The 20,283-nt window shown below is 60.1% G+C and carries 16 protein-coding genes and 1 pseudogene; 6 read left to right on the top strand and 11 right to left on the bottom strand.

What is annotated here, in order from left to right; genetic code table 11:
• Positions 1-21 precede the first annotated feature (21 nt).
• The 4 genes from NY78_RS02770 to NY78_RS02755 all read left to right on the top strand — a co-directional run bounded on the left by NY78_RS02770 (position 22) and on the right by NY78_RS02755 (position 3,469).
• Complete coding sequence (locus NY78_RS02770) at positions 22-612, top strand: Tgt2/MlaC family protein (protein ID WP_043631348.1); 591 nt, start codon at positions 22-24, stop codon at positions 610-612.
• Positions 613-746: 134 nt separating this feature from the next.
• Positions 747-1,595 (top strand): MlaA family lipoprotein, encoded by an 849-nt coding sequence (locus tag NY78_RS02765; protein WP_043631345.1) that lies wholly within the window; start codon positions 747-749, stop codon positions 1,593-1,595.
• Positions 1,596-1,642: 47 nt separating this feature from the next.
• The gene (locus tag NY78_RS02760) at positions 1,643-2,503 is read left to right on the top strand and encodes an AraC family transcriptional regulator (protein ID WP_043631342.1); all 861 of its coding nucleotides are present in this window, start codon (positions 1,643-1,645) and stop codon (positions 2,501-2,503) included.
• A gap of 36 nt (positions 2,504-2,539) precedes the next feature.
• On the top strand, positions 2,540-3,469 hold the full coding sequence (locus NY78_RS02755; protein WP_043631339.1) for a DMT family transporter: 930 nt from the start codon (positions 2,540-2,542) through the stop codon (positions 3,467-3,469).
• A 180-nt stretch (positions 3,470-3,649) separates the two neighbouring features.
• Here NY78_RS02755 and NY78_RS02750 read toward each other — a convergent pair whose 3' ends face one another.
• The 7 genes from NY78_RS02750 to NY78_RS02720 form a co-directional block, all read right to left on the bottom strand.
• A complete protein-coding gene (locus NY78_RS02750; protein WP_231583717.1) occupies positions 3,650-4,351 on the bottom strand; it encodes an SPOR domain-containing protein in 702 nt (233 codons plus the stop codon).
• 275 nt (positions 4,352-4,626) lie between these two features.
• Positions 4,627-5,031, bottom strand: coding sequence for an Hpt domain-containing protein (locus tag NY78_RS02745; protein WP_043631333.1), 405 nt, complete (start codon positions 5,029-5,031; stop codon positions 4,627-4,629).
• 63 nt (positions 5,032-5,094) lie between these two features.
• The gene (locus tag NY78_RS02740) at positions 5,095-5,994 is read right to left on the bottom strand and encodes a L,D-transpeptidase family protein (RefSeq protein ID WP_197084194.1); all 900 of its coding nucleotides are present in this window, start codon (positions 5,992-5,994) and stop codon (positions 5,095-5,097) included.
• Positions 5,995-6,194: 200 nt separating this feature from the next.
• A complete protein-coding gene (locus NY78_RS02735) occupies positions 6,195-7,100 on the bottom strand; it encodes a nitroreductase family protein (protein WP_043631330.1) in 906 nt (301 codons plus the stop codon).
• A 5-nt stretch (positions 7,101-7,105) separates the two neighbouring features.
• On the bottom strand, positions 7,106-7,747 hold the full coding sequence (locus tag NY78_RS02730) for a C40 family peptidase (protein ID WP_231583716.1): 642 nt from the start codon (positions 7,745-7,747) through the stop codon (positions 7,106-7,108).
• 105 nt (positions 7,748-7,852) lie between these two features.
• Positions 7,853-9,205, bottom strand: a complete 1,353-nt coding sequence (locus tag NY78_RS02725) for a two-component system sensor histidine kinase NtrB (RefSeq protein WP_043631327.1) — start codon at positions 9,203-9,205, stop codon at positions 7,853-7,855.
• A gap of 90 nt (positions 9,206-9,295) precedes the next feature.
• Complete coding sequence (locus NY78_RS02720; RefSeq protein WP_043631324.1) at positions 9,296-10,075, bottom strand: DsbA family protein; 780 nt, start codon at positions 10,073-10,075, stop codon at positions 9,296-9,298.
• 303 nt (positions 10,076-10,378) lie between these two features.
• On the opposite strand from NY78_RS02720, the gene NY78_RS02715 reads away from it, so the two are divergent.
• Positions 10,379-10,921 (top strand): rhodanese-like domain-containing protein, encoded by a 543-nt coding sequence (locus NY78_RS02715; RefSeq protein ID WP_043631322.1) that lies wholly within the window; start codon positions 10,379-10,381, stop codon positions 10,919-10,921.
• On the opposite strand, the gene NY78_RS22845 is transcribed toward NY78_RS02715, so the two are convergent.
• Together NY78_RS22845 and NY78_RS02705 are read right to left on the bottom strand one after the other, a co-directional pair.
• Complete coding sequence (locus NY78_RS22845) at positions 10,903-12,903, bottom strand: glycosyltransferase (RefSeq protein WP_047959989.1); 2,001 nt, start codon at positions 12,901-12,903, stop codon at positions 10,903-10,905. The genes NY78_RS02715 and NY78_RS22845 overlap by 19 nt on opposite strands.
• 59 nt (positions 12,904-12,962) lie before the next feature.
• The gene (locus NY78_RS02705; protein ID WP_231583715.1) at positions 12,963-13,733 is read right to left on the bottom strand and encodes a DUF547 domain-containing protein; all 771 of its coding nucleotides are present in this window, start codon (positions 13,731-13,733) and stop codon (positions 12,963-12,965) included.
• 373 nt (positions 13,734-14,106) lie between these two features.
• Here NY78_RS02705 and NY78_RS02700 point away from each other — a divergent pair, with 373 nt between their 5' ends.
• Positions 14,107-18,102, top strand: coding sequence for a hybrid sensor histidine kinase/response regulator (locus NY78_RS02700; protein WP_231583714.1), 3,996 nt, complete (start codon positions 14,107-14,109; stop codon positions 18,100-18,102).
• Between the two features lie 409 nt (positions 18,103-18,511).
• Here the strand turns inward: NY78_RS02700 and NY78_RS24490 are convergent, their stop codons facing one another.
• Together NY78_RS24490 and NY78_RS02690 are read right to left on the bottom strand one after the other, a co-directional pair.
• Positions 18,512-19,741, bottom strand: coding sequence for a hypothetical protein (locus NY78_RS24490; RefSeq protein ID WP_156180852.1), 1,230 nt, complete (start codon positions 19,739-19,741; stop codon positions 18,512-18,514).
• Positions 19,742-19,974: 233 nt separating this feature from the next.
• A pseudogene (locus NY78_RS02690) lies at positions 19,975-20,178 on the bottom strand (ArsR family transcriptional regulator); the annotation flags it as partial.
• Positions 20,179-20,283 lie beyond the last annotated feature (105 nt).

Raw genomic sequence — 20,283 nt, 5'->3', positions numbered from 1 at the left:
TTTTTTGTGGTGGAATTACGTATGCAGCGTTTTGCAACCCGCCTCATGTTGAGCCTTCTCATTGTGGTCGCAACCGTTGCCAGCGCCCTGGCTGGCTCGGCCACGGAGACCCTGAGCGCGTCGGTGGACCGTATTATCGGCCTGCTGGCCGATCCGGCCTACAAGACCCCCAATACCCGTCCCGAAATGCGGGTCAAACTCATTGCCACCATCGGCGAAATCTTCGACATGAAAGAGCTCTCCCGCCGGGCTCTTGGCCAAGAGTGGAACAAATTCTCTCCGGAACAGCAGGAACGGTTCGTCACGGCTTTCGGTCGTCTGCTGGAAAACACCTATCTTGACAAAATTGAAAGCTACACCGATGAAAAGGTGCAGTATCTCAAAGAACAGGATCTTGGCAGCGACAAGGCTGAAGTGGCCACCAAAGTGGTGGGCAAAGGGAAGGAGATTCCCATATCCTACCGTCTGGTGGATCGCAGTGGCTGGAAAGTGTACGACGTGGTCATCGAAGGGGTGAGCCTTGTCCAGAACTATCGCAGCCAGTTCGGCCAGATCCTTATGAATGAAAGCCCGGACACCCTGATCTCCAAGATTTCAGGGAAAAACTCCTGAGTTTTGACGACAATCACGTTTTCCCTTGCCTCCAGTTTGTTTTACCACCGGCTGAAGGCGATACACAAGATGTTGGAATGTCCCGCAATTGAGTTCGCTTTCTCTTGCAACGCAATAACCCGTGTGGAGTTGCCATGACCGCCGCCCTGCCTCAAAAATGTATTCTGATCCTGCTCATGCTGTCGGTGCTTGCCATGACCGGATGCCATGCTCGCAACCAGACCGGCAAGGATTTCGCAAAGGCTGGCGAATCGACTCCTGCGGCCTCCCCGGCCCAAACCGCCCCGGCCGCCCCCCCGGCCACTGCGGCTTCTGACGCCGACTACGCCCCGGCCGAGGCCTCCTACGCGCCGACTCCGGACCCGCTGTACCGCTGGAACAAATTCTGGTTCGGCTTCAATGATCTTTTCTACTCTGGTCTCATGCGTCCCTTTGCCAAGGGGTATGCTTTCGTGGTGCCCAAACAGGTGCGCTCCGGCCTGACCAACGCCTATCAAAACTTCATTTTCCCGATTCGCTTCTTAAACGCCCTGCTGCAGCTGGATTTCAAGAAGGCCTCCAAGGAATTCGGGCGCTTCATGATCAACAGCACGCTTGGCATCGGCGGTCTCGTGGACGTCGCCAAGGCCGATCCCAACCTCGCCCCGGGCAATGAAGACTTCGGCCAGACCCTTGGCCATTACGGCGCAGGCGACGGCTTCTATATCGTGTGGCCGCTGCTTGGCCCCTCCACCTTGCGCGATACGGTCGGTATGGCCGGTGACGCCGCAGCCAATCCGCTCACCTGGATTTTTGGCCCCTGGTCCATCGCCGGCGACGACAATCCCTGGTACTGGTCCTACATCATCAAGGGCGCCGATGTGTTCAACAACCTGCCAAATACCCTTGAAAACTACGATACGATCGTCAAACCGGCGGTCGATCCCTACACCGCCGTCAAGGACGCCTACATCCAGTACCGGCGAAACGCCATCTCTGAGTAGCAACCACTGTGACAACGCCGCCGCGCCTCTGCGCGGCGGCGTTTTTCATGGTCATGGACACTCCCCCAGCCCAACCCCCGGCCGATGCGGCCACCGCCATGGAGCTGCCCATTTGCGGCGGCATCCTGGCCCTGCGCGCCCGCTATCGCACCCAGCGCTTTTCCCGCCATGCCCACGAGGAATATGCGCTTGGCCGCATCGATTCCGGTGCGCTGACCTTTCGGTATCGGGGCAGTCAGGTGGTTGCCGCGCCAGGGAGTCTCAGTCTGGCCCAGCCCGGCGTGCCCCATGACGGCGGTCCGGCCGTGCCCGAGGGCTGGCGCTACCGCATGTTCTATTTACCGGCCACGGCTCTGTCCCTGGTGCTGCCGCCGGGCGCGCCATTGCCGCATTTCCGCCCGGGCATGGTGGAAGACGCGCCCCTCTCGGCCCTGTTCTCCCGCACCCATCATCTGCTCTTGGCCTCCTCTCCAGCCACCCTGGCCAAACAGACCCAGTTGCTCATCCTTCTTGCCGCCTGGATCGCCCGGCACGGCGACGACCACCCGCTCGCCCCGCCCAGCCGCTCCGAACCACGGGCCGTGCGCCTCGTCCTGGAGATTTTGTCCGCGCGCTATGCCGAGGATATCCAGCTGGAGGAATTGGCTGCCGCTACCGGACTCTCGCCTTGGCACCTGGCCCGGGCGGTGACCCGCCAGACCGGACTGCCGCCCCATGCCCATCTGCTGGAATTTCGCTGCCGGGCCGCCCGGGACCGGTTGGCCGGGCCGCAGCGCCTGGCCGACATTGCAGCGGATGTCGGTTTTGCCGACCAAAGCCACATGACCCGTGTCTTTCGGGCTCGATTCGGCCTGACGCCCGGGGCATGGCGCAAGATTGTTCAAGAGAACCGGTCGACGTCCCGGTAGCTTCCGTCATCTCACCCATGACGGAGGTTGTATCCCATGTCGTCTCGCCTAAAGGCCGTCTCGGCTCTGCTCGCGGCCATGGTGCTGGTCGGCTCGTCGATTGCCGTCGGACGCACCATGATCACGACCCTGCCGCTCTATTTCGCCTCCCTGGCCCGATTCACCCTGGCCAGCCTCGTGCTCGTGCCCCTGGTTATCCGGCTTGAGGGCCGCTTCCCCTGGGTGACCTGGCCAACGGCGGTCGCCCTTTTTGCCCAGGCTGTGTGTGGCTCGTTTCTCTTTACGGCCTGTCTGCTTTCCGGTCTGGCCCTGACCGGAGCGGCTTCGGCCGGCGTTGTCGCGGCAGCCACGCCGGCAGCCGTGGCCCTCCTGGGCTGGCTTGTCTTCCGTGAACGGCTTGGCAAGGCCGCTGTGGTCGGCATTGCCTGCACCACCTGCGGCATCGCCATCCTGGGGGCCGAGGCCAAAGTCGCTCCGATTGGACCGTCGCCCCTCCTTGGCAACCTGCTCGTTTTGTGCGCCGTGGGATTCGAGGCCGTCTTTTTACTGCTTCGCCGCACAGTGCGCGAACCGCTCTCCCCCCTGGCCGCGGCCATGTGGGTGTCCGTCTTCGGCTGTCTGCTCTTTCTGGGACCGGGCCTGTGGCAGGGACAGGCGCTTGACCTGCACGCCGTCAGTCTCAAAAGCCTCGGCGAGGTCGTCTACTACGCCCTTGGCGTGACGGCAGCGGCCTATATGCTGTGGTTTTACGGCGTGGTGCGGGTGGATGCGGCCACAGCCGGAGTGACCACCGGCATGATGCCGGTAGCGGCGCTGTGTTTCGCGGCGATCTGGTGCGGAGAGACGGTTGCTTGGCAGGAAATGGCCGGCTGCGCTGGCGTCCTGGCCGGCATCCTGTGCCTGTCACTGGGGGGCAAGGGCAAAACCAGTGCAGCCACGGGGAAATCCCGTGGCCGCGCGCTATGATCATGACACTATCGCATCCATGAAATCCATGGGAGAAACGCTTCCCCCTTTTGAGGGGTCCTGGGAGGCTCCTCTCCCTCGGCCGCCGGAGCCACGGCGGTTCCCGTCAAATCAAACGAACCCCAGGTGGGATTCCAAAGGACTCAGCCCTTTGGCCGCCGGAGGCTCCTCCCTAAATGACTAGGAACCCGACGCCTTGGGCGGTGGGGGCACGTAGCCGTCGGGCAGGGGCGGGGCCGGCTCGACAATGGGCGGGGGGATATTCCCGGAGGGTTTGGGCGAGGTGCCCTTGGGCGAGGCCGCCGGAGCCACTTTGGCGCTGGCGCCGCCGAAGGCCTTGGCCGGAGCCACCCGGTCCACAGGCCGTTCCTCGGTCAACCGAGGCTCGGTCACGCCGGCAGCGAACAACTCCCCTTCAAGCTCGGCCCGGTTGCCTTCCTTGACCGCGTACACCTTGTAAAAGGTCTTGTTGTTGAGCTTGCCCTGGTCCATGCGGGTGGAAAATCCCCGAGCCTCCAGGGTCGCCATGAGTTCCCCGGCTTTTTCATTGTGGGCAAAGGAACCGACCATGAAAGTGAACGTGGCCCGATCCGATGGTGCGCCGGCCGGTTGCGGGGCCGAGGAGGCGGTTGCTTGCGGTTGGACGGCCGTGGGCGTCGGCGCGGCATTGGGCTGCCCCCCAGCCACTCCGGTCGCCCCGGCTCCAGGGGACGCCGGCGGCTGATTTTGCCCATCGACCGCACCAGGAGTAAAGGGCTTGGGTGCGAACCTGGCATCGGTCACAGGCGAAGGACCGTCCACCACAGGTGGGGCAATGGGCTGCTTCGCCGTCCCCTGGGGCCGGGCGACGGGAGCCGGCGGCGGCGTGACCGGAACCGGCACACCTGGCGCTGCCGGTTGCTCCGGTAACGGCGCCTGGGAGTTGGGCCCTGGAGCATACGGGGCGGACGGGACCTGTTTTGCGGGCGGCGCAGTCGGCGCCTGACGCGACCAACCTGTGTCGCTTGGCGATTCAGGGGCGGGATGGCCCAGGATTTCTTTTTCAAAATCCTTATTGGCAGCGCATCCGGACAAACATACGGCCAGTAGGGCCGAGACGGCAATACAACGACGCTTCAAGAACGCCTCCTCCCTGTCGCAAGTGGCGTGGACCTGGCTCAGCCGAGGCCCACGAGCCGGCTCAAGGTTTCCTTGGCGGCGTGAAAACGCACCATGGCAGCGGCCAGAGCGTCTGTCGCGCCGTCACGTGCGGCCTCCTCCACGGCGGCAGCGGCCCGACCCAGGCCCAGCGCACCGATGGAGGCAGCGGAACTTTTGATGGTGTGGGCCTGCAAGATCACACTGGTCATATCGCCAGCCTCGTAAGCCTCGTCAAGGAGCGTGCGCCGTTTGGCCACTTCATGCCAGATGCAGTCAAAAATCCGCCTGAACCCTTCCGGATCCACGCCCATATGCAACCGGGCGCCTTCCGGATCAAAGGTCGCCGGCCTCCCGGTCCCGGTTACCCGATGCTCCTCGCCGGCGTCTGCCGCCAGCTCCCCGCATGGGAACAACCCTTTCATGGAACCTCCATGGGAAACACCCCCGCGTTCCCCTCGGACCTGCCGCTCATTCTGGCGTCGGCATTAGTCCAGAATGACCACTTCCGTACCGACGTCAATCATTTTGGCCATGTCCTTGCCTTCATCATTGCGCATTCGAATGCACCCGCTGGTGACGGGCCGACCGATGGAATTGGGATTGTTATTGCCGTGAATACGGAATCCGTAGCCGTGGGACAAGATGATTTTAAACGGTCCCATGGGGTTGTCCTTGACGCCCGGTCCCACGTACTCCGGCAACGGTTTGCCCTTTTTGAGCGCCCGCTCTTTCATGGCCGGGGTCGGCCGCCAGGACGGCTCGAAATTTATGCCCGTCACCACGCCCCAGCCTTGTGGGGCTTCCATCTCCCGCCCCGGCACGGCCACAACATACAGACGCACCAGTTGCCGCGAACCGTCCGGGAGATTCTCGTACAGATAGAGCTTGCGCTGGGAGAGGTGAACCTCAATGGAGTAGCGGTTCTTGCGGGCGTTGTACGCGGCTGCGTCTTCCGAATCCACGGAGGTGTCGGCCCCGCCTGTTTGGGCAAGCGTGGCCAGGAAACGGTTCAGTCCGCCGCCGTCGGCAACCGGCGCATACGCCGGCATGGCCGGGGCCGGCCCAGGCTTGCCCGGAGTCTCCCGAGCTGTGACGGCAGGCAAAGGAGCCGGTTTGGCCGCAACAGGCTTAGCCGCCTCGGGCTTCCCAGCCCTCCCAGGGGCCTGCCCTGGACGCGCCACCCCGGGATCAATGCGGGCGGCATAGGCCGGCATGGGCGCAATATCGTCAAAACCGGTCAGAAAGCCGCCATGGACATACCCGGATACGCCGTCAGCCAATGTGACGGCCACATACTCGCCCTTGCGTCCGGTCACAGTCACGACTTCGCCGGCCCGAAGCGCCCGGATCCTGGGCGACGCGCCATCCGGTTCCCGCCGCAACATCAGCCCCTGCAAACGCACTGCCTCCGTCCGCTCGGCCGACGCATCACAGGGGCCGGCATAAAACAGTCCCAACACCAGTGCCAATACAGCCAATCTCCGCATCGCTCCCATCCCTCCGAGGCACCCCGCCGACCCTTTCTACCCGGGTCGTGCCATAAAAAATCGCATCCTGATACACCCAACCCCGCACGATCCACGCCTCAGGCCGTCTTGTAACGCACGACCGGCCGACCGCGTCCAGTCGACCGCACATATGTCACATCCGGCCAGCCCAAAGCCACCACCGCGTAGACCGATTCCGTGCGCGGCACGCCCGCCGCTTCCTTGACCCGCCGATCATGGCGCATGGCTTCCACGGCATAGCCGATCAAACAGCTTCCCAGACCCAGGCAATGGGCGGCAAGCAGCAGATTCCCGGCGGCCAGCAGAGCATCCTCGGCCGGACAACTCGCCCCGGGCCGGGAACCAATTATGACGGCCGCCGTGGCCCCATGAAAAAGTCTGTCCGTGTGATCGCGTTCCCACTCGACCAGGGCGGCGGCCACCGAAGCATAATGCTCACGGTAATAATTTTCCAGCTCCGGGCGACCGATGAGGCTGAACACACGACGCAAAAGTGTCTTGGCGGCCAGTTTGTTCAGTCGCGTGAAAAAGCCGGCCACGGCCTGCCCCAGGTCCAGGACCGCCGCCCGCGACGTCAACACCGTAAAGGTCCAAGCCTGGGAATTGGTGCCCGACGGCGCGGTCACCGCCGCCCGCACCAGATCCTCGAGCGCCGGTCCGGGCACGCCCCGGTCCGTGAAGCGCCGGCAGGAACGCCGTGAACGCAGCAGATCGACCAGTTGCCCAGCCGGAAATGCCCCCGGGGCGATCACCGCGCCCGTCGGTTTGATCACAGCGTACATCCCGGCCCAAGGATCGGCCCCGGCCAGGGAGACAGCCCCGGCCGGGCATACGGCCTGGCAGTGGCCGCAACCGATGCAGTGCTCGGCAACCACCCTGGCCAACCCATTCGCCACAGCCAGCACACCGGACGGGCACACCGAAACACACTCCCCGCAGCCGACGCAGATGCTCGCGTCAATGCCCGACACCCTCTCCCGCATAGACCTCAATCCCCTTTTGCTGCTCGTCTCTTTGGGTCGACACTGCGGCCCGGTGGGCCGGCCGCACTGACAGTCCCGACACTCTCGGGCCGGGTCAGACGCCTGGCGGCCACGAACCAGCGCTCGTAATCCGTGCCGGACAGGCGGTCCACGCCGACCCCGCCGCGCCTGGGGCTTGAATGCAGCATCCGGCCGTTGCCAAGATAGATGCCCACGTGGCTGATGCCCACATCCCGATTGGTACTGAAAAAAAGCAGGTCGCCGGGGGCCAGCTCGGCGGCGGACACCGGTGCGCCAAGCCCGGCCTGCAACCGGCTTTGGCGGGGCAGCTTGCAGCCAAAACCGGCATAAACAGCCCGGGTCAGACCGGAGCAGTCGATGCCGGCTGCGGTGTCGCCCCCCAAAAGATACGGAGCGCCCATATACGGCGCAGCCTGCCGCATGATCCGCTCGCCGGCTTCAGACAGCGGTCCCAGGTCAACAGGCATGACCTGGGCCAGGGGCGGGCCGCCCAGGGCATTTTGTTCCCGAAGCGCCCGCATAAGGGCCTCATGCTCGGCCTTGCCCTCAAAAAGCGGCTTGTAGTGCTCGTTGACCTTGGTGGAGCTGGTGTGGAGCATCCCCAGACTGTCCTCATACCCGTACACGGTCCGGGCCCCCCGGCCCGGCGGCCAAGACAGGCAACAGGCAGCCCAAAAGCCCGGCAACGACACGCCGACGCACCCGGTCGGCAAAAACGGCTTTGACGCGCATCAGACCCCGCCATAGATAATGCGCCGACCATCGTCGATGCGCATGGTCAGGACGCATTCACGCCGAAAGGCGCACAATTCCTGGCCGCAACGGTCGTGGACCCCCCAAGCGAAACACGGGGAAAAGCCTTCGCGTTTCTGGATGGTCCGCACGGCGTCGATCGTGGTCAGACCCGAAATGTCCAGACCAAGTTCCCGGGCCTTGGTCTTAATCTCCCGCACGTCAAGCCCCATGCGCCCGTAAAAGGCCTCGCGGCCAAGGCCGGCCTCAGGGGTATCGAAAAGACGAATGACCACGGCCGTTCCACCGCTCGCGTCCCCGTGCAGATCGATCTCCCCGTTGTGTTCCAACACAGCTTTGCGGGCCAGACTGAGACCAATGCCGGCTCCCCGGGCCTTGGTGGTGAAAAAGGGGTCAAAAACAAAAGGCCGCAGCTCGTTTCGCACCCCTGGTCCGTCATCGGCAATGGTGAGCTGGCAGGCTTCGTCCCGTCGGGCGAGATTGACGGCAATGGTTACGGCTTCCCGTCCGGCAAACTCCACCGCATTCAAAAATATTTCATCAAACGCCTGTCCAAGCAGGGACTCGTCAGCAACGATCTCGACTGTTTCCAGCGACAGCCGACAGTCCACCCGTTTGTGCAGCCCGGCCGCCGTTTCAGTGGCCCGGCTGACCGCTTCCTCGACCACCCGGCCAAGTTGTACGGCAGCAAAGCGCGGCTGGGCCAGGGAAGCCAGGCGCACCACGGCGCCGACGAGATCTTCCAGCCGTCTGGCTTCTTGAAAAATAATGTCGGGGTGGTCTGTGGAAAGATGCCGTTCTTTGTGGTCACGCAGGAGCTTGAGGGCAAATCCGCCAATTGCCGCAGCCGGATTGCGTATCTGGTGGGCGACGGACAGGGCGAGGTTGTTTAAACTCTCGATCATGTCGTGCTGCAGCCGATTTTTCTCCCGAAGTGCGGCCGTTTCCCGTTCCCGGCTTCGGTACAGGGCAGTCACGTCGTCAAACAGGAGCGTCACCCCCACCGGCCTGTCCTCGATACGCGGACAGGAGGCGGTCATAGAGAAGCGCCGCAGCCCACCGTCCGGGCGTTGGTAATCCGCCAGACAATGCCGAAACGGCCGCGCTTTTTCCACAGCTTCGATGAGATTGCAATTAAACGATTCGTTAACCGGCCCGTCCGTCAGAAGTGTGTGCCAATCACGCCCCTCCAGTGTTTCGGGAGACAAACCGAGCAATTGGGCGGCCGACGGGCTGGCGGCAATGATGATTCCGCGCGGGCTGATGACAAGCAGCCCTATCGGAATGGTCTTGATGACGTTCTGGACGAGTATCTGTCTGATGCTTGGCATGGCACGGTCCCGGCCTGCACGGATATCGTCCCCTGGTAGGCCTGCTTCGGCCCGAAGACAAGCCCCGGGCCGAAGCAAAAGGTTGATTGGCTACTGGGCAGTGGGCGCTTTGCCGGCCTTGGCTGCAACCCCAACGAATTCGTCAAGGATTTCAAGAGGCACAGCACCGCGAACCGGCGCACCGTTGATAAGAAATACCGGCGTTCCCTCGAACCCGAAATCCCGGGCTTCTTTGGTGTCCGCAGCCACCCGGTCGGCCAGATCCTTGTGCTTGAGGTCCTCGGCCAGCTTTTTGGCGTCAGCGCCGACTTCCTTGGCAATGGCGTCGAGGACTTCGTCGCCCTTTTCAGTCACATCCTTTTGTCGGGCAAAGACCGCATCCATGAACTCCCAGGCCTTTTTGGGGTCCTGGAGGTTTATGGCCTCAAAATACAATGCGGCCCGGATGCTGTTTTTGCCGGTGGCAAAGTGCTTAAAGACCAGCCGGGTATCGTCCGGATGGTTCTGGATCAGGCTTTTGACCGTACCCGAGGCCTGTCCGCAGAAATGGCACAGAAAATCGGAATACTCGACAATCGTCACCGGGGCGTTCTGCGGTCCAAGCGAGGCCCGGCCGGCTTCCATCTTTGGGGTCAACGGCTTGGCCAGGGACTGGGCGAAACGAATCCGCTCGAGGTCCTTCTGGCGTGCCCGGGCGGTGGTTTCGATCACTTCGAGGACAGCCGGTCCCTGCTGCCGGATGGCCTCCAGCACGATGTCAGGATGCTCCCGCAACACCTTGCGAACCCGGTCAACATCATCTTCAGCCTTGGCCGGCTGCGCTATTGTACAGACGAGCGCTGCCGCGACCAGTAAACTCCATTTGCCCATGCTTCCTCCGATAGCCGCCGCAACGGCGTATTAATCTGGTCGCTTCATAGCCCCTTTCCCCGGGGCTGTCATCAACCGGCCATCGACGAAGGCGCTCGGAAATGGTAGGAAAGGTTTATGGAATACATTTTGGCCATGGCCGCCCTGGTTATCGGACTGCTGGCCTTTTGCCTGACCGGATCGCGCCCAGGTTCGAGCGGCGCCTGACTGCCCGGGACCTGCCGCCGGAGGCGGCCGGAAACGGATGGGGACAAGCCAGAGAAGGCCGCAAAAACCACCCAGCCTCGCCAGTAGGACCTGACCATGCCGCCCTATCCGATCCGGCCCAGCCGAGCCTGCCGTTCCGGCCTGCTGGTCCTTGTTTTCTGCCTGCTCGCCACCGCCTGCCAACATCCGCCCACAGACGACGCCGCCCGGGCGCAGCGGATAAACGAACTGTTTGCCGGCTACCGACAGGATTTCCCGGATGTGCCGGAGATGGCCCCGGCTGCGGCCCTCTCCCTGTGGCGCGAGGGCAAAGCGGTCTTCATCGACGCCCGCAGCGACGCGGAACGGGCCGTATCGACCCTGCCGGGGGCCGTCACCGTGGAGCAGTTTACCGCTGACCCCGGCCGGTATGCCGGCAAGACCGCAGTGGCCTACTGCACCATCGGCTACCGCAGCGGCCTGCTCACCCGGAAACTCAACCGGCAAGGCCTTGCCGTGGCCAATCTGGAGGCCGGCCTGCTCGGCTGGCTCCACGCTGGAGGGACGTTGGTCGACGCCGCCGGCGCGCCGACGAGGCGGGTGCATGTCTATGGGCGGACCTGGGATCTGGCCCCCCTGGCCTACACTGCCGTATGGTGAGGCGGCCGGCCGTAATAGCGTTTGTAATACCACCAGCCGGTAGGGTCGGCCAACCCCAGCCGCCGGCCGGCCAGATAGATCAGAAAAAGTCGGATCACCCCGACGGCCTTGCCGCCAAACCCCGGGCCGGCCCAGCGCCGCCCGGACACCACGATGCCGCCCCCCAGACTGATCGTCTCCCCGACGCTGCGCAGCCGCAGGGAGACCTCCACATCTTCCATCAGAGCCATATTCGGAAATCCCCCAGCCGCCGCCAAGGCCTCGCGTCGAAAGAATTGGCCCTGATCGCCAAAACCGATGCCCATGGCCACAGATCGCAGGGCGTTAAGCCTCGTGAGCAAAAAAAGTCCCTGTCCCGGGACGTCAAACCGCATCCCGACCACGCCGCCGGCAACCTGGGGCCAAGCATTAAGCGCCCGGACAATGCGGGTCGGCACATCCGGCGCAAGGACGGCATCGGCATGCAGCACAAGCACAACATCCCCCCGGCAGTGGCGAAGGGCCGCTGCAATCTGCCCGCCCCGGCCGCCGTCGGCCACAACCACCCGAGCGCCCTGCCCTTTGGCCAAGGCTCCCGTGGCATCGCCTGAGCCGCCATCCGCCACCACTACTTCAGCCACTCCCGTCCCCAGCAACGAGCCGAGACAACGGCCAATCACCACCTGTTCGTTACGGGTCGGCACAATGACCGACAACGTGCGCACCGGGCCAAAGGCCTGGAGCTTGGCCACAAAGGTCGGCCGGCGCAACGCCAGGATCAGTAAAAGGGCAAACGGCAGCCAGACGGCTGCCATGGCCGTCCCTTCCCCCCCAAGGCCCGACCCGCGCAGCCAAGTCGGCGCGGTCGCCAATCCCTGGCCAGCCAGCAGCCACAGCACCGGCCAGCCGGGGCGCAGCAGCCAAAATGGAACAACAACCAACCAATACCAAGGGTAGACAGTCGGCAGACAGGCAAGCACCGTGACCATGGCCCAAAGACCGCCGCGCAGCCGGTCCTGCACGGCCAGCCAGCCGACAGCCAGGATTGTCGCGCCAATGGCCAGGGACACGGCCGGGGCCAGGCCCCCGAGGAGCGGCTGAAAAACGGCTGTCAGCGGCCCGCCGTGAGAAACATAGCCGGCGAAAACGGTCAAGGAGCGAAACACGTCCCCGCCGGCCTCCCGGTAGGGCCAGAAGCAGGCAAGAGGCAGGAGGCACCAGACCGTCCTGGCCACATTCCCGCGTCGCCAGAAAAACGGGATAAGCAGCAAAGCCGGATATTTCACCATACCGGCTACCCCGAGCCAGAAAAATCCCCAACCGTCGCGCCGACGGTCAAAAGCCCCAAGAGCCAAAACCACGGCCAGGGCAACCAGGGCATCAAGATGCCCCTCGCCGACGCCCATGGCCAGGGTCAGGGGGTTGAGCGCGAAAAAGGCCAGCCAGACCGGCGGCAAACACCGGGCAGCCAGGATACGGACCAGGAGCAGACAGGCGACCAGATCGGCCAGCAGGGCCACGGTCTTGAAGGCTGCCGGCGTGGGCGAGACAAACGCCGTGAGCCGGCAGACGAGTTCAGCCAGGGGCGGATAGGCGGCCGAGAGTTCGGGATGATTGACCCGGCTAAGCAGTTCCCGTCCCGTCGGCGAAAGCAGGGGCAATACCGCCGGATCACCCGGGGCAAGCTGATAGGGGTTGCCGGCGGCAGACTGCATATTGCCTTCGACAATGTAGCGGTTGATGTCGGAATCAGCCGGCCAGGCCCAGAAAAAAAGCAGCCGGATGAGTACGGCCAGGGTCAGAATAATCGCGGTGATCCGCCCCCTGGGCCGGTTGGCCGGGACATGCCGGACGCTCCAGACCAGGGCGGCAAACGCGGCCGCGAAACAACTGCCGTAAACCAGCCGGCCGGCCGCAAACCGACCACAAAGGGCAAGTCCTGCCAAGGCAGCCAGGAGCACGGCAAACCGCAAAAAATCCACCGCCGTTTGCGCTGGAGTCACACCCTCCGGATCCAAGGGCAGAGGCCTGCAAGCACAGTCGAGGCCGGGACATGCGTCCATTACGGACGCTCCGCCGTATCCCCGTCTTCGGGAGGTCTGGTTGGCAGGGGACGGTCGTTAAGCGACCAGTCGTAGTCTGTAAAAACAAGACGCTTGTCGGTTACCGTGTCGAGCGAGGCGGCAAGTTGTGGTCCGGCATAGTGCCGGATAAAGGACCAGACCCCATCCTGGCCGCCAAAATCTGCACTGTACCAATCAAATATCTTGCTGACATGGAGTCTTGATTCCCTGACAAATGTATTGGCCGGATTATTAATAAAAGACGATGTCCTGTCTTCGAGCTGGGCATCAAGGGTTTCACCTCGATAGGGCTGTTCAGCCAGAGGCGGACAGCTGCGAGAAGCGCAATTGAGGGCAAAATGCACCCTGGGATCTGGAAAATTACGACGCAGTATGTCGTGCTCGATGGCGTCAAGACTGACGACATCGCCATGCAGATGCACAAAATTTCGTTTCCAGGGAGAACGAATGAAACTCCCGGCTTCCTTTATGGAACGGATACCCGGCCAATGCTCCAAAATTAGCTCAATGGTCCAAACATTATAGACATTAATATAATATGCTTTCCGATCAGCACCAGAAAAATCAGCCGGATCAATGGCGGCCATACTGTCCAAAACCGCCTGAACCTGTCTTTCCTGTTTTTTCAACCCGGCATACTCTACGATGCCATTTCGAACATAAGCAGCTAAAAGCGTGGCATACGCATCCTGATAGGATTGTTGACCGTTCGCCGAACCAGCCAATACGATAAGCAGCGGCAACAACATCAGTCTTACTCGCCTAGCCATACGTTCCTCCCCGCGGCCGGGTGTGCGTGCCCGGATCTTTTTCATCCCGACGAGCATCACCGGACCATTCGTGCGGTATAGCAGAAAACCAATTGAATTCCTTTTCTGATTGCCGCATACTCACCCAAGAATAGCTGGTGTTTTTTTAGCTCGGGACCGCTCTCCAACACAACGAAAAGCTGACCCTCATGCTATGATACCATCCAGACCTCCCAACACCGGCAATCTCACAAACCATTTCCGTCTCTCTTGCTGGCAAGGGCTTCTCTGCGTCTTCTTCTGCCTTTCCCTGCCGCTTTCTTCATACTGTGAACCACCCCCCCGTTTCCAGCGACTCTCGCTGGAGCAGGGTTTGTCCCAATCGTACGTCGTCTGCATGGCCCAGGACAAGCAGGGATTTCTCTGGATTGGCACGTATGATGGCCTCAACCGGTACGACGGAATCCGGGTGAAGGTCTATCGCAATCAGCCCGGCAACGCCGGTTCGCTGCCGGACAACAGTATCCGCGCCTTATACGTTGATCCCGAGACCGGGACGCTGCTTGTCGGCACTAAAAACGGCGGTCTGGTTGCCTACGACCGCGCATCCGACACGTTCCGCCCCTTCCCGACAGTCAATCCCTCCCCTGGCAGCAACGAGGACAAGGAAATCCGGGCCATCGTCCGCGAAGCCGGGGGACAGTTGTGGGTGGGAGGCGAAAACGGACTGGCCCGATTGGAACCAACGAACGACACGGCCGCTTCAATCGTTTTATCCAATGAAAACGGACTGCCGGATAAAAGCCCGATCATAGCCGTTCGTACCCGGGTCCAAGGCGGCATTTTCGCCGCCACCACCCGCGGTATTTATGTCGTGGCCGATGCCACGGCCCAAACCTCCCCCCTGCTTGCCGGTTCCCTGGGCAACCTGCCGGCTGATGTCCGCATAAACGGCCTGGACTGCGACGGCCCGGATACCCTGTGGGTGCTCACAGAAATCCATGGAGCCTATCGCTTCGACCTCGCATCAGGCCATGTCGACCATTACCTGCCCGGGTACGCCACCTGGTTTGCCTTCCGTGATTCCAGGGGAGAGCTTTTTATCGGGACGAACCAGGGGTTGGCCCAGATGCGCCCTGTCGCCGGCCACCCTGGAGACTACCAAGCGGTCATGGCGGTCCACAACCCGCTTGATCCGGAAAGTCTGCCCCAAAATGAAGTCATGAGCGTGGTGGAGGATGCCGGGGGCCTCCTGTGGTTTGGCACCTATTCCGGGGGGGTGGGCAAGTACAACCCCGCCTATCAGGTGTTCGTGCCCTATCGCAGCGGCCCGGGGCAACCCGGGGCACTGTCTGGCAACGCCGTCAGCGCAATTGCCCTGGAAAGCGCCGACAGCCTGTGGGTTGGCACCCGTTATAGCGGCCTGAACCACGTCAATCGTCGCACCGGCAAGGTCACCGTTTTTCGCGCCGATCCATCAAACCCTGACAGCATCGCCGACGACGGCATCAATTGCCTGCATTTTGACCGCAAAGGCCGATTGTGGATCGGCACCATCGACAAGGGCCTGGACCGCTACGATCCGAGTCGCGGAATATTCACCCATTTCCGGCACAATCCCGACAACCCGGAAAGCATCAGCCAGGACAAGATCTGGTGGATCGCCGAGGATGCAGACGGGATGTTGTGGCTCGGCACCAGTTCCGGGGGACTGGTGCGCTTTGACCCGGAGACAGGCAAAGCCAAAACCTATCGCCACAATCCCGATGATCCGGGCAGCATCAGCCACAACCGCGTGCGCCACATTACCCCGGCCCCGGACGGCATTCTGTGGATCGGCACCAATGCCGGGCTGAACCGCTTCGACGGCAAAAGCCAGACCTTCACCCACTGGGAGCACACCCCCGGGGTGGAAGATTCACTGTCTAACAACCGCGTCACCCCCATCCTCCTTGATCCGTCCGGAACGCTTTGGATCGGCACGGACGCCGGGCTCAATCATTTTGATCCGCAAACCGGCAAATTTCTACGCCTGACCATCAACAACGGCCTAGTCAACGACGGCATCCAGGGCCTTTTGCGCGACGGCGACGGCAATCTCTGGTGCAGCACCTTCCGTGGCCTTTTTCGCTATACGCCGGCCACCGGGGAAATTCATAACTTCAGCGACCGCGACGGCCTGACCGGTCTGGAATTCTGGATGAACGCCTTTGCCAAAGGCCCAACCGGTGAGCTTTTTTTTGGCGGCACAAACGGGCTGACAGTTTTTCCCCCGGACCGCATCCGGCCCAATCCCCATGTTCCGCCCGTGGTCATTACCGGACTCTCGGTACGCAACAAACCCTACGAAGACGCCGGCAATCCAGCTGTGGCCACGAAGCTCGGGCTGCGCTACGAAGACAACATCCTGGAATTCACTTTCGCCGCCCTGGACTTTGCCGACCCCTCGCGCAACCGTTTCAGTCACAAGCTGGAAGGCTTCGACACGGATTTCTCGCCGCCCTCTCCCAGCAATATAGCTACATACACCAACCTTGATCCCGGATACTATCGGCTGCGGGTGCGGGCGTCCAATAACGACGGCCTGTGGAACGACACCGGGACCACCCTGGCCATCACCATTGCGCCGCCGTTCTGGGGCACCTGGTGGTTCCGCTCCCTAGCCGCCCTGGCCGCCATCGCCCTGCTCAACCAAGGGTATCGCTGGCGCGTAGCCGCCATGGAGCGCCGCCGCCTGGAGCTTGAGGAAACGATTCGACTCCGCACCGCTGATCTGGAAAACGAGATCGAAGAACGAAAAGCCGCAGAAGAAGCCTTACACCGCAGTCGCATGAGCTTTTCCACCATCTTTCAGTTTTCCCCCCTGGCCGTCACCATCAGCGAAGAAGAGTCGGCCCTGATGCTTCGGGCCAACGAAGCCTTCACCCAGCTGACAGGCATCCCGGCCGAACAGACCCTGGGGCGCACCTCCCTTGAACTTGGGTTCTGGGAACACTTTGAGAACCGCGACAACCTCGTCCTTGAACTCCAGGTTGCCGAATCCATCATCAACCGGGAGCTGACCTTCCGCCACGTTGACGGCCGGCGTATCGTCGGTCTGTGTTCGTGCGTCATCATCGACGCCTTTGAAAAGCGCTGCCTGCTCATGCTCATTGCCGACATCACCGAACGCAAGAGCCTGGAAGGCGAACTCATGGCCGCCCGAGAACGGGCCGAACAAGGCAGCCGGGCCAAATCCGATTTCCTGGCCAACATGAGCCACGAAATCCGCACCCCCATGAACGCCATCCTGGGCATGGCCGAACTGCTCGCCGGGACACCGCTCTCTCCCCGCCAGAAGCGCTATGTGGATATTTTCCAGCACTCGGGCCAAATCCTCATGCGCATCATCAACGACATTCTCGACCTGTCCAAACTGGAAGTCGGCAAACTGCCTCTGGTGACCGAACCCTTTCATCTGCCTGAGGCCCTGTTTCAGACCTGTGCTATTTTCACCTCCCAGGCCGAAGAGAAGCATCTCCCTCTGTATTGCGATATCGCCCCAACCATTCCCCAGTTCGCTCTGGGCGATCCGATCCGGCTGACCCAGATCGTGGCCAATCTGCTGGCCAATGCCTGCAAATTCACCCACGAGGGCGAAATCCGGCTGACGGCGTCGGCAACTCCCCTGCACGGCGGCCATTTTCTGTTGCGGCTTGTTTGCCAGGATACAGGCATCGGCATCCCCCGCCAGGACCTTGACCGGGTCTGCGACAACTTTTTTCAGGGCAATGCAGACCAGCGGCGCGGCACCGGCCTGGGCCTGGCTATCGCCAAACGCCTCACCGAACTCATGCAGGGCAAACTGACCATTGAGAGCGTGCTGGGACAGGGGACCACGGTGACGGCAACTGTCCAGCTCGAGGAAGCTCCCGCCAGGATGGAACCCGCGGTTGCGGCCAGACAGCCGGACCACCCCCAATCAGGCTTGGTCGACAACAACGGCGCCCCCTGGCGCGTTCTTCTGGCCGACGATTCGATCGGCAACCGGCAGGTGGTGAGTCTTTTTCTGGAAAATGAACCGGTCATCCTGGAAGAAGCGGACAACGGCCTCGATGCCCTGGAGCGCTATAAAAAAGGCGACATTGACATCGTACTCATGGATCATGTCATGCCGGTCATGGACGGCATGAGCGCCACCCGGGCCATCCGCGCCTATGAACGCGGCAGCGGAACCACCCCGGTCCCCATCATCGGCATCACGGCCCGGGCTTTCCCCGAGGATCAAGCCGCCTGCCTGGATGCCGGCTGTTCGGCCTACTTAAGCAAGCCGGTTCGCCGCACCACCCTCCTCGCCGCCATGAACAGGCTGCTCCGAAGGCCGGCCTGATGAAAAATCTAAGCTACAAAATGCATGTCTACGGAAGAATGTTTAACAATACCTACAAATAAAATCCCCCCTATCGTTTGGTAAAATTCAACGATGGCGAGGAAGAGCTGCAAGACTCAAACATGTGGTCCATTGCCATCGGTGCACTCACCGATGAAAACACAAAAAGGGCTGCTTTAATCCTTTCATCTTTTGACGGCGTCAATCATACCGAAAAGCACTTATGTGTATTTCAAAAGAGGGTAATTCTTATCATATCAATCAAGTGTTAATGGGTTATCCTGACATCCAGGAATGTGTACTTTAAATAAAAACGAAAACTGACCAAAGTTCGCATAGATGAATGAATCATCACAAGCAAAAACACAAGTCAGCTGCCCCGGAAATGCAGAACGTACCCATTTCTAAATTAGCCAAACACTATATCACAAATTTTCCATTCACCATTCTCTTTCGCCAGAGAATAAGTCACACTGTAATATCCCTGACTCAGGCTGCCCATAACTGTGATTGTATAGCGATCTGTGCATCGAATCTTGCATGTTTCAACGCCGCTTTCTACTATTTGATATTTATAGCTATGTGTTTCTCGAAGATCGCCAGTCAACTTGGCGCTCTGCTTTTCGAGTTCATCCAAGCGTGGCATCTGTGGATTTTTCATTGCTTCCTCTAAAAGCGCACGAGTTGAGGCACAGTAAACAACCAACGGATCACTTAAGCTAACTTGACCATTTTTGTACCTTTCGACAAAGACTAAAGCATCTGCTGTCTCTTGCTTTTTCTTTTTAACCTTGCCTACATACTCATCAACAACTTTCTCATCTCCCTTCACAGATTCTTTTCTCTTAAGTTTAATATCGGCCTCATCTATCTGAGATGTTTTAAATGATGTATCTAGTTCTTCAACTGATTTTTGAATTAATCGTTCAACGATGGAATCAAAACCATCTCGTTTTGCCTCACCTTTAGTAATACATAGAAAACTTTGGCTTTGGGATGAAACCTCGAGTTTATCTTCAAGATAATTAGTTGACACTTGCGTACCTGAGTGTGGACTAAGTACTTTATATCGCATCCCAACAACCCAAACAGATGAATTCTCATTTGAATTTACCGAGGAAATAATTGCACCAGTAGCTCTGCCTACATCAGCTTTTCCTGCAAATGCCATAGCCATTGAGACTAATGAGCCAATAGCTACCCCATTAAAAGATTTGTTAACACCACTAACAGGTTCAGCCTTTACTACATCGAAAGACAAAATCATTTTAACCTGTGAAAAGTATCTTTCTCGAAAAATCCTCACAGCGTTCTCATCTCCCTGCCGAAGCGCAAGAAGGTATTCATCCAGGTATGCTGGGTGACTTGATGCTTCAACAACTTGAAAATTGGCGTCCGAAAGTTCAATCGCAGCAAAATCAGCTATATTATTATTAGAAACTTTCATGGAGAACGCTAAGTCATTGCTCGAAATTTTACCAGGCAGCACCACAACTAATGGGCCTTGGATTGACTTATTCTTGTACGAAAATTTCTGAACGACATTGCTCTTTGAAAGAGAATCTTGTTCAACATGTTTCTCAACTTGGCAAGCAAACAATAACAGAACTACTGGAATTAGCATCACTACGCTTTTCATTGCAAATGGCTCCTGGTAGTTATTCCGTTTCATTTTGGAGGAAGATCAACGCAGCATAATCTTGATACTTCGCCTATATCTAGTTTTGCCAAATCCTCTGTATATTATTTATCTCACCCAACGTATTGTTCTCATCGATATCTACTTCCCGCTAACAAATAAAGACCCGAGCCAACCGATTTTCCTTGAAGACATGGCCCATTTCAGCAAAACTATCCAAAAAATATTGCCCGTTAAATATTTTCCAGTATAATTGTCCCACCCTCAGGGCAAAGGATCTTGAACTCGTCTCCCAGGACATACCCATAATTCTTCAGCATCGTTGGGCTCATAGGGATTCCATCTGCGGCATACTTGACGTTTCCAGAGACACACCGTTCATCCATTCCTTCGATCTTATAGAACTTCTCGTCCATCATCAGCTTCGTCAGATGTGAGGTGGTCGCGGAAAACTGGACAGTCGGTTAAGCTATAATCCTCAAGCGAGGAGGACGGTTTTCGTTGTCCAAGTCCTCGCGCCCAGGGGCCGGCCGGCCACGGAG

This window comes from Desulfovibrio sp. TomC, from assembly GCF_000801335.2.
In the GTDB taxonomy this organism is placed as follows: domain Bacteria; phylum Desulfobacterota; class Desulfovibrionia; order Desulfovibrionales; family Desulfovibrionaceae; genus Solidesulfovibrio.
This window is presented reverse-complemented; position numbering and strand designations above follow the sequence as displayed.

Excerpts from the sequence above, each read along its gene's own strand:
- NY78_RS02770 (WP_043631348.1), top strand. The coding sequence starts at position 22 with ATGCAGCGTTTTGCAACCCGCCTCATGTTGAGCCTTCTCATTGTGGTC.
- NY78_RS02765 (WP_043631345.1), top strand. The coding sequence starts at position 747 with ATGACCGCCGCCCTGCCTCAAAAATGTATTCTGATCCTGCTCATGCTG.
- NY78_RS02760 (WP_043631342.1), top strand. The coding sequence starts at position 1,643 with ATGGTCATGGACACTCCCCCAGCCCAACCCCCGGCCGATGCGGCCACC.
- NY78_RS02755 (WP_043631339.1), top strand. The coding sequence starts at position 2,540 with ATGTCGTCTCGCCTAAAGGCCGTCTCGGCTCTGCTCGCGGCCATGGTG.
- NY78_RS02745 (WP_043631333.1), bottom strand. The coding sequence starts at position 5,031 with ATGAAAGGGTTGTTCCCATGCGGGGAGCTGGCGGCAGACGCCGGCGAG.
- NY78_RS02740 (WP_197084194.1), bottom strand. The coding sequence starts at position 5,994 with ATGTTGCGGCGGGAACCGGATGGCGCGTCGCCCAGGATCCGGGCGCTT.
- NY78_RS02735 (WP_043631330.1), bottom strand. The coding sequence starts at position 7,100 with ATGCGGGAGAGGGTGTCGGGCATTGACGCGAGCATCTGCGTCGGCTGC.
- NY78_RS02725 (WP_043631327.1), bottom strand. The coding sequence starts at position 9,205 with ATGCCAAGCATCAGACAGATACTCGTCCAGAACGTCATCAAGACCATT.
- NY78_RS02720 (WP_043631324.1), bottom strand. The coding sequence starts at position 10,075 with ATGGGCAAATGGAGTTTACTGGTCGCGGCAGCGCTCGTCTGTACAATA.
- NY78_RS02715 (WP_043631322.1), top strand. The coding sequence starts at position 10,379 with ATGCCGCCCTATCCGATCCGGCCCAGCCGAGCCTGCCGTTCCGGCCTG.
- NY78_RS02705 (WP_231583715.1), bottom strand. The coding sequence starts at position 13,733 with ATGTTGTTGCCGCTGCTTATCGTATTGGCTGGTTCGGCGAACGGTCAA.
- NY78_RS24490 (WP_156180852.1), bottom strand. The coding sequence starts at position 19,741 with ATGAAAAGCGTAGTGATGCTAATTCCAGTAGTTCTGTTATTGTTTGCT.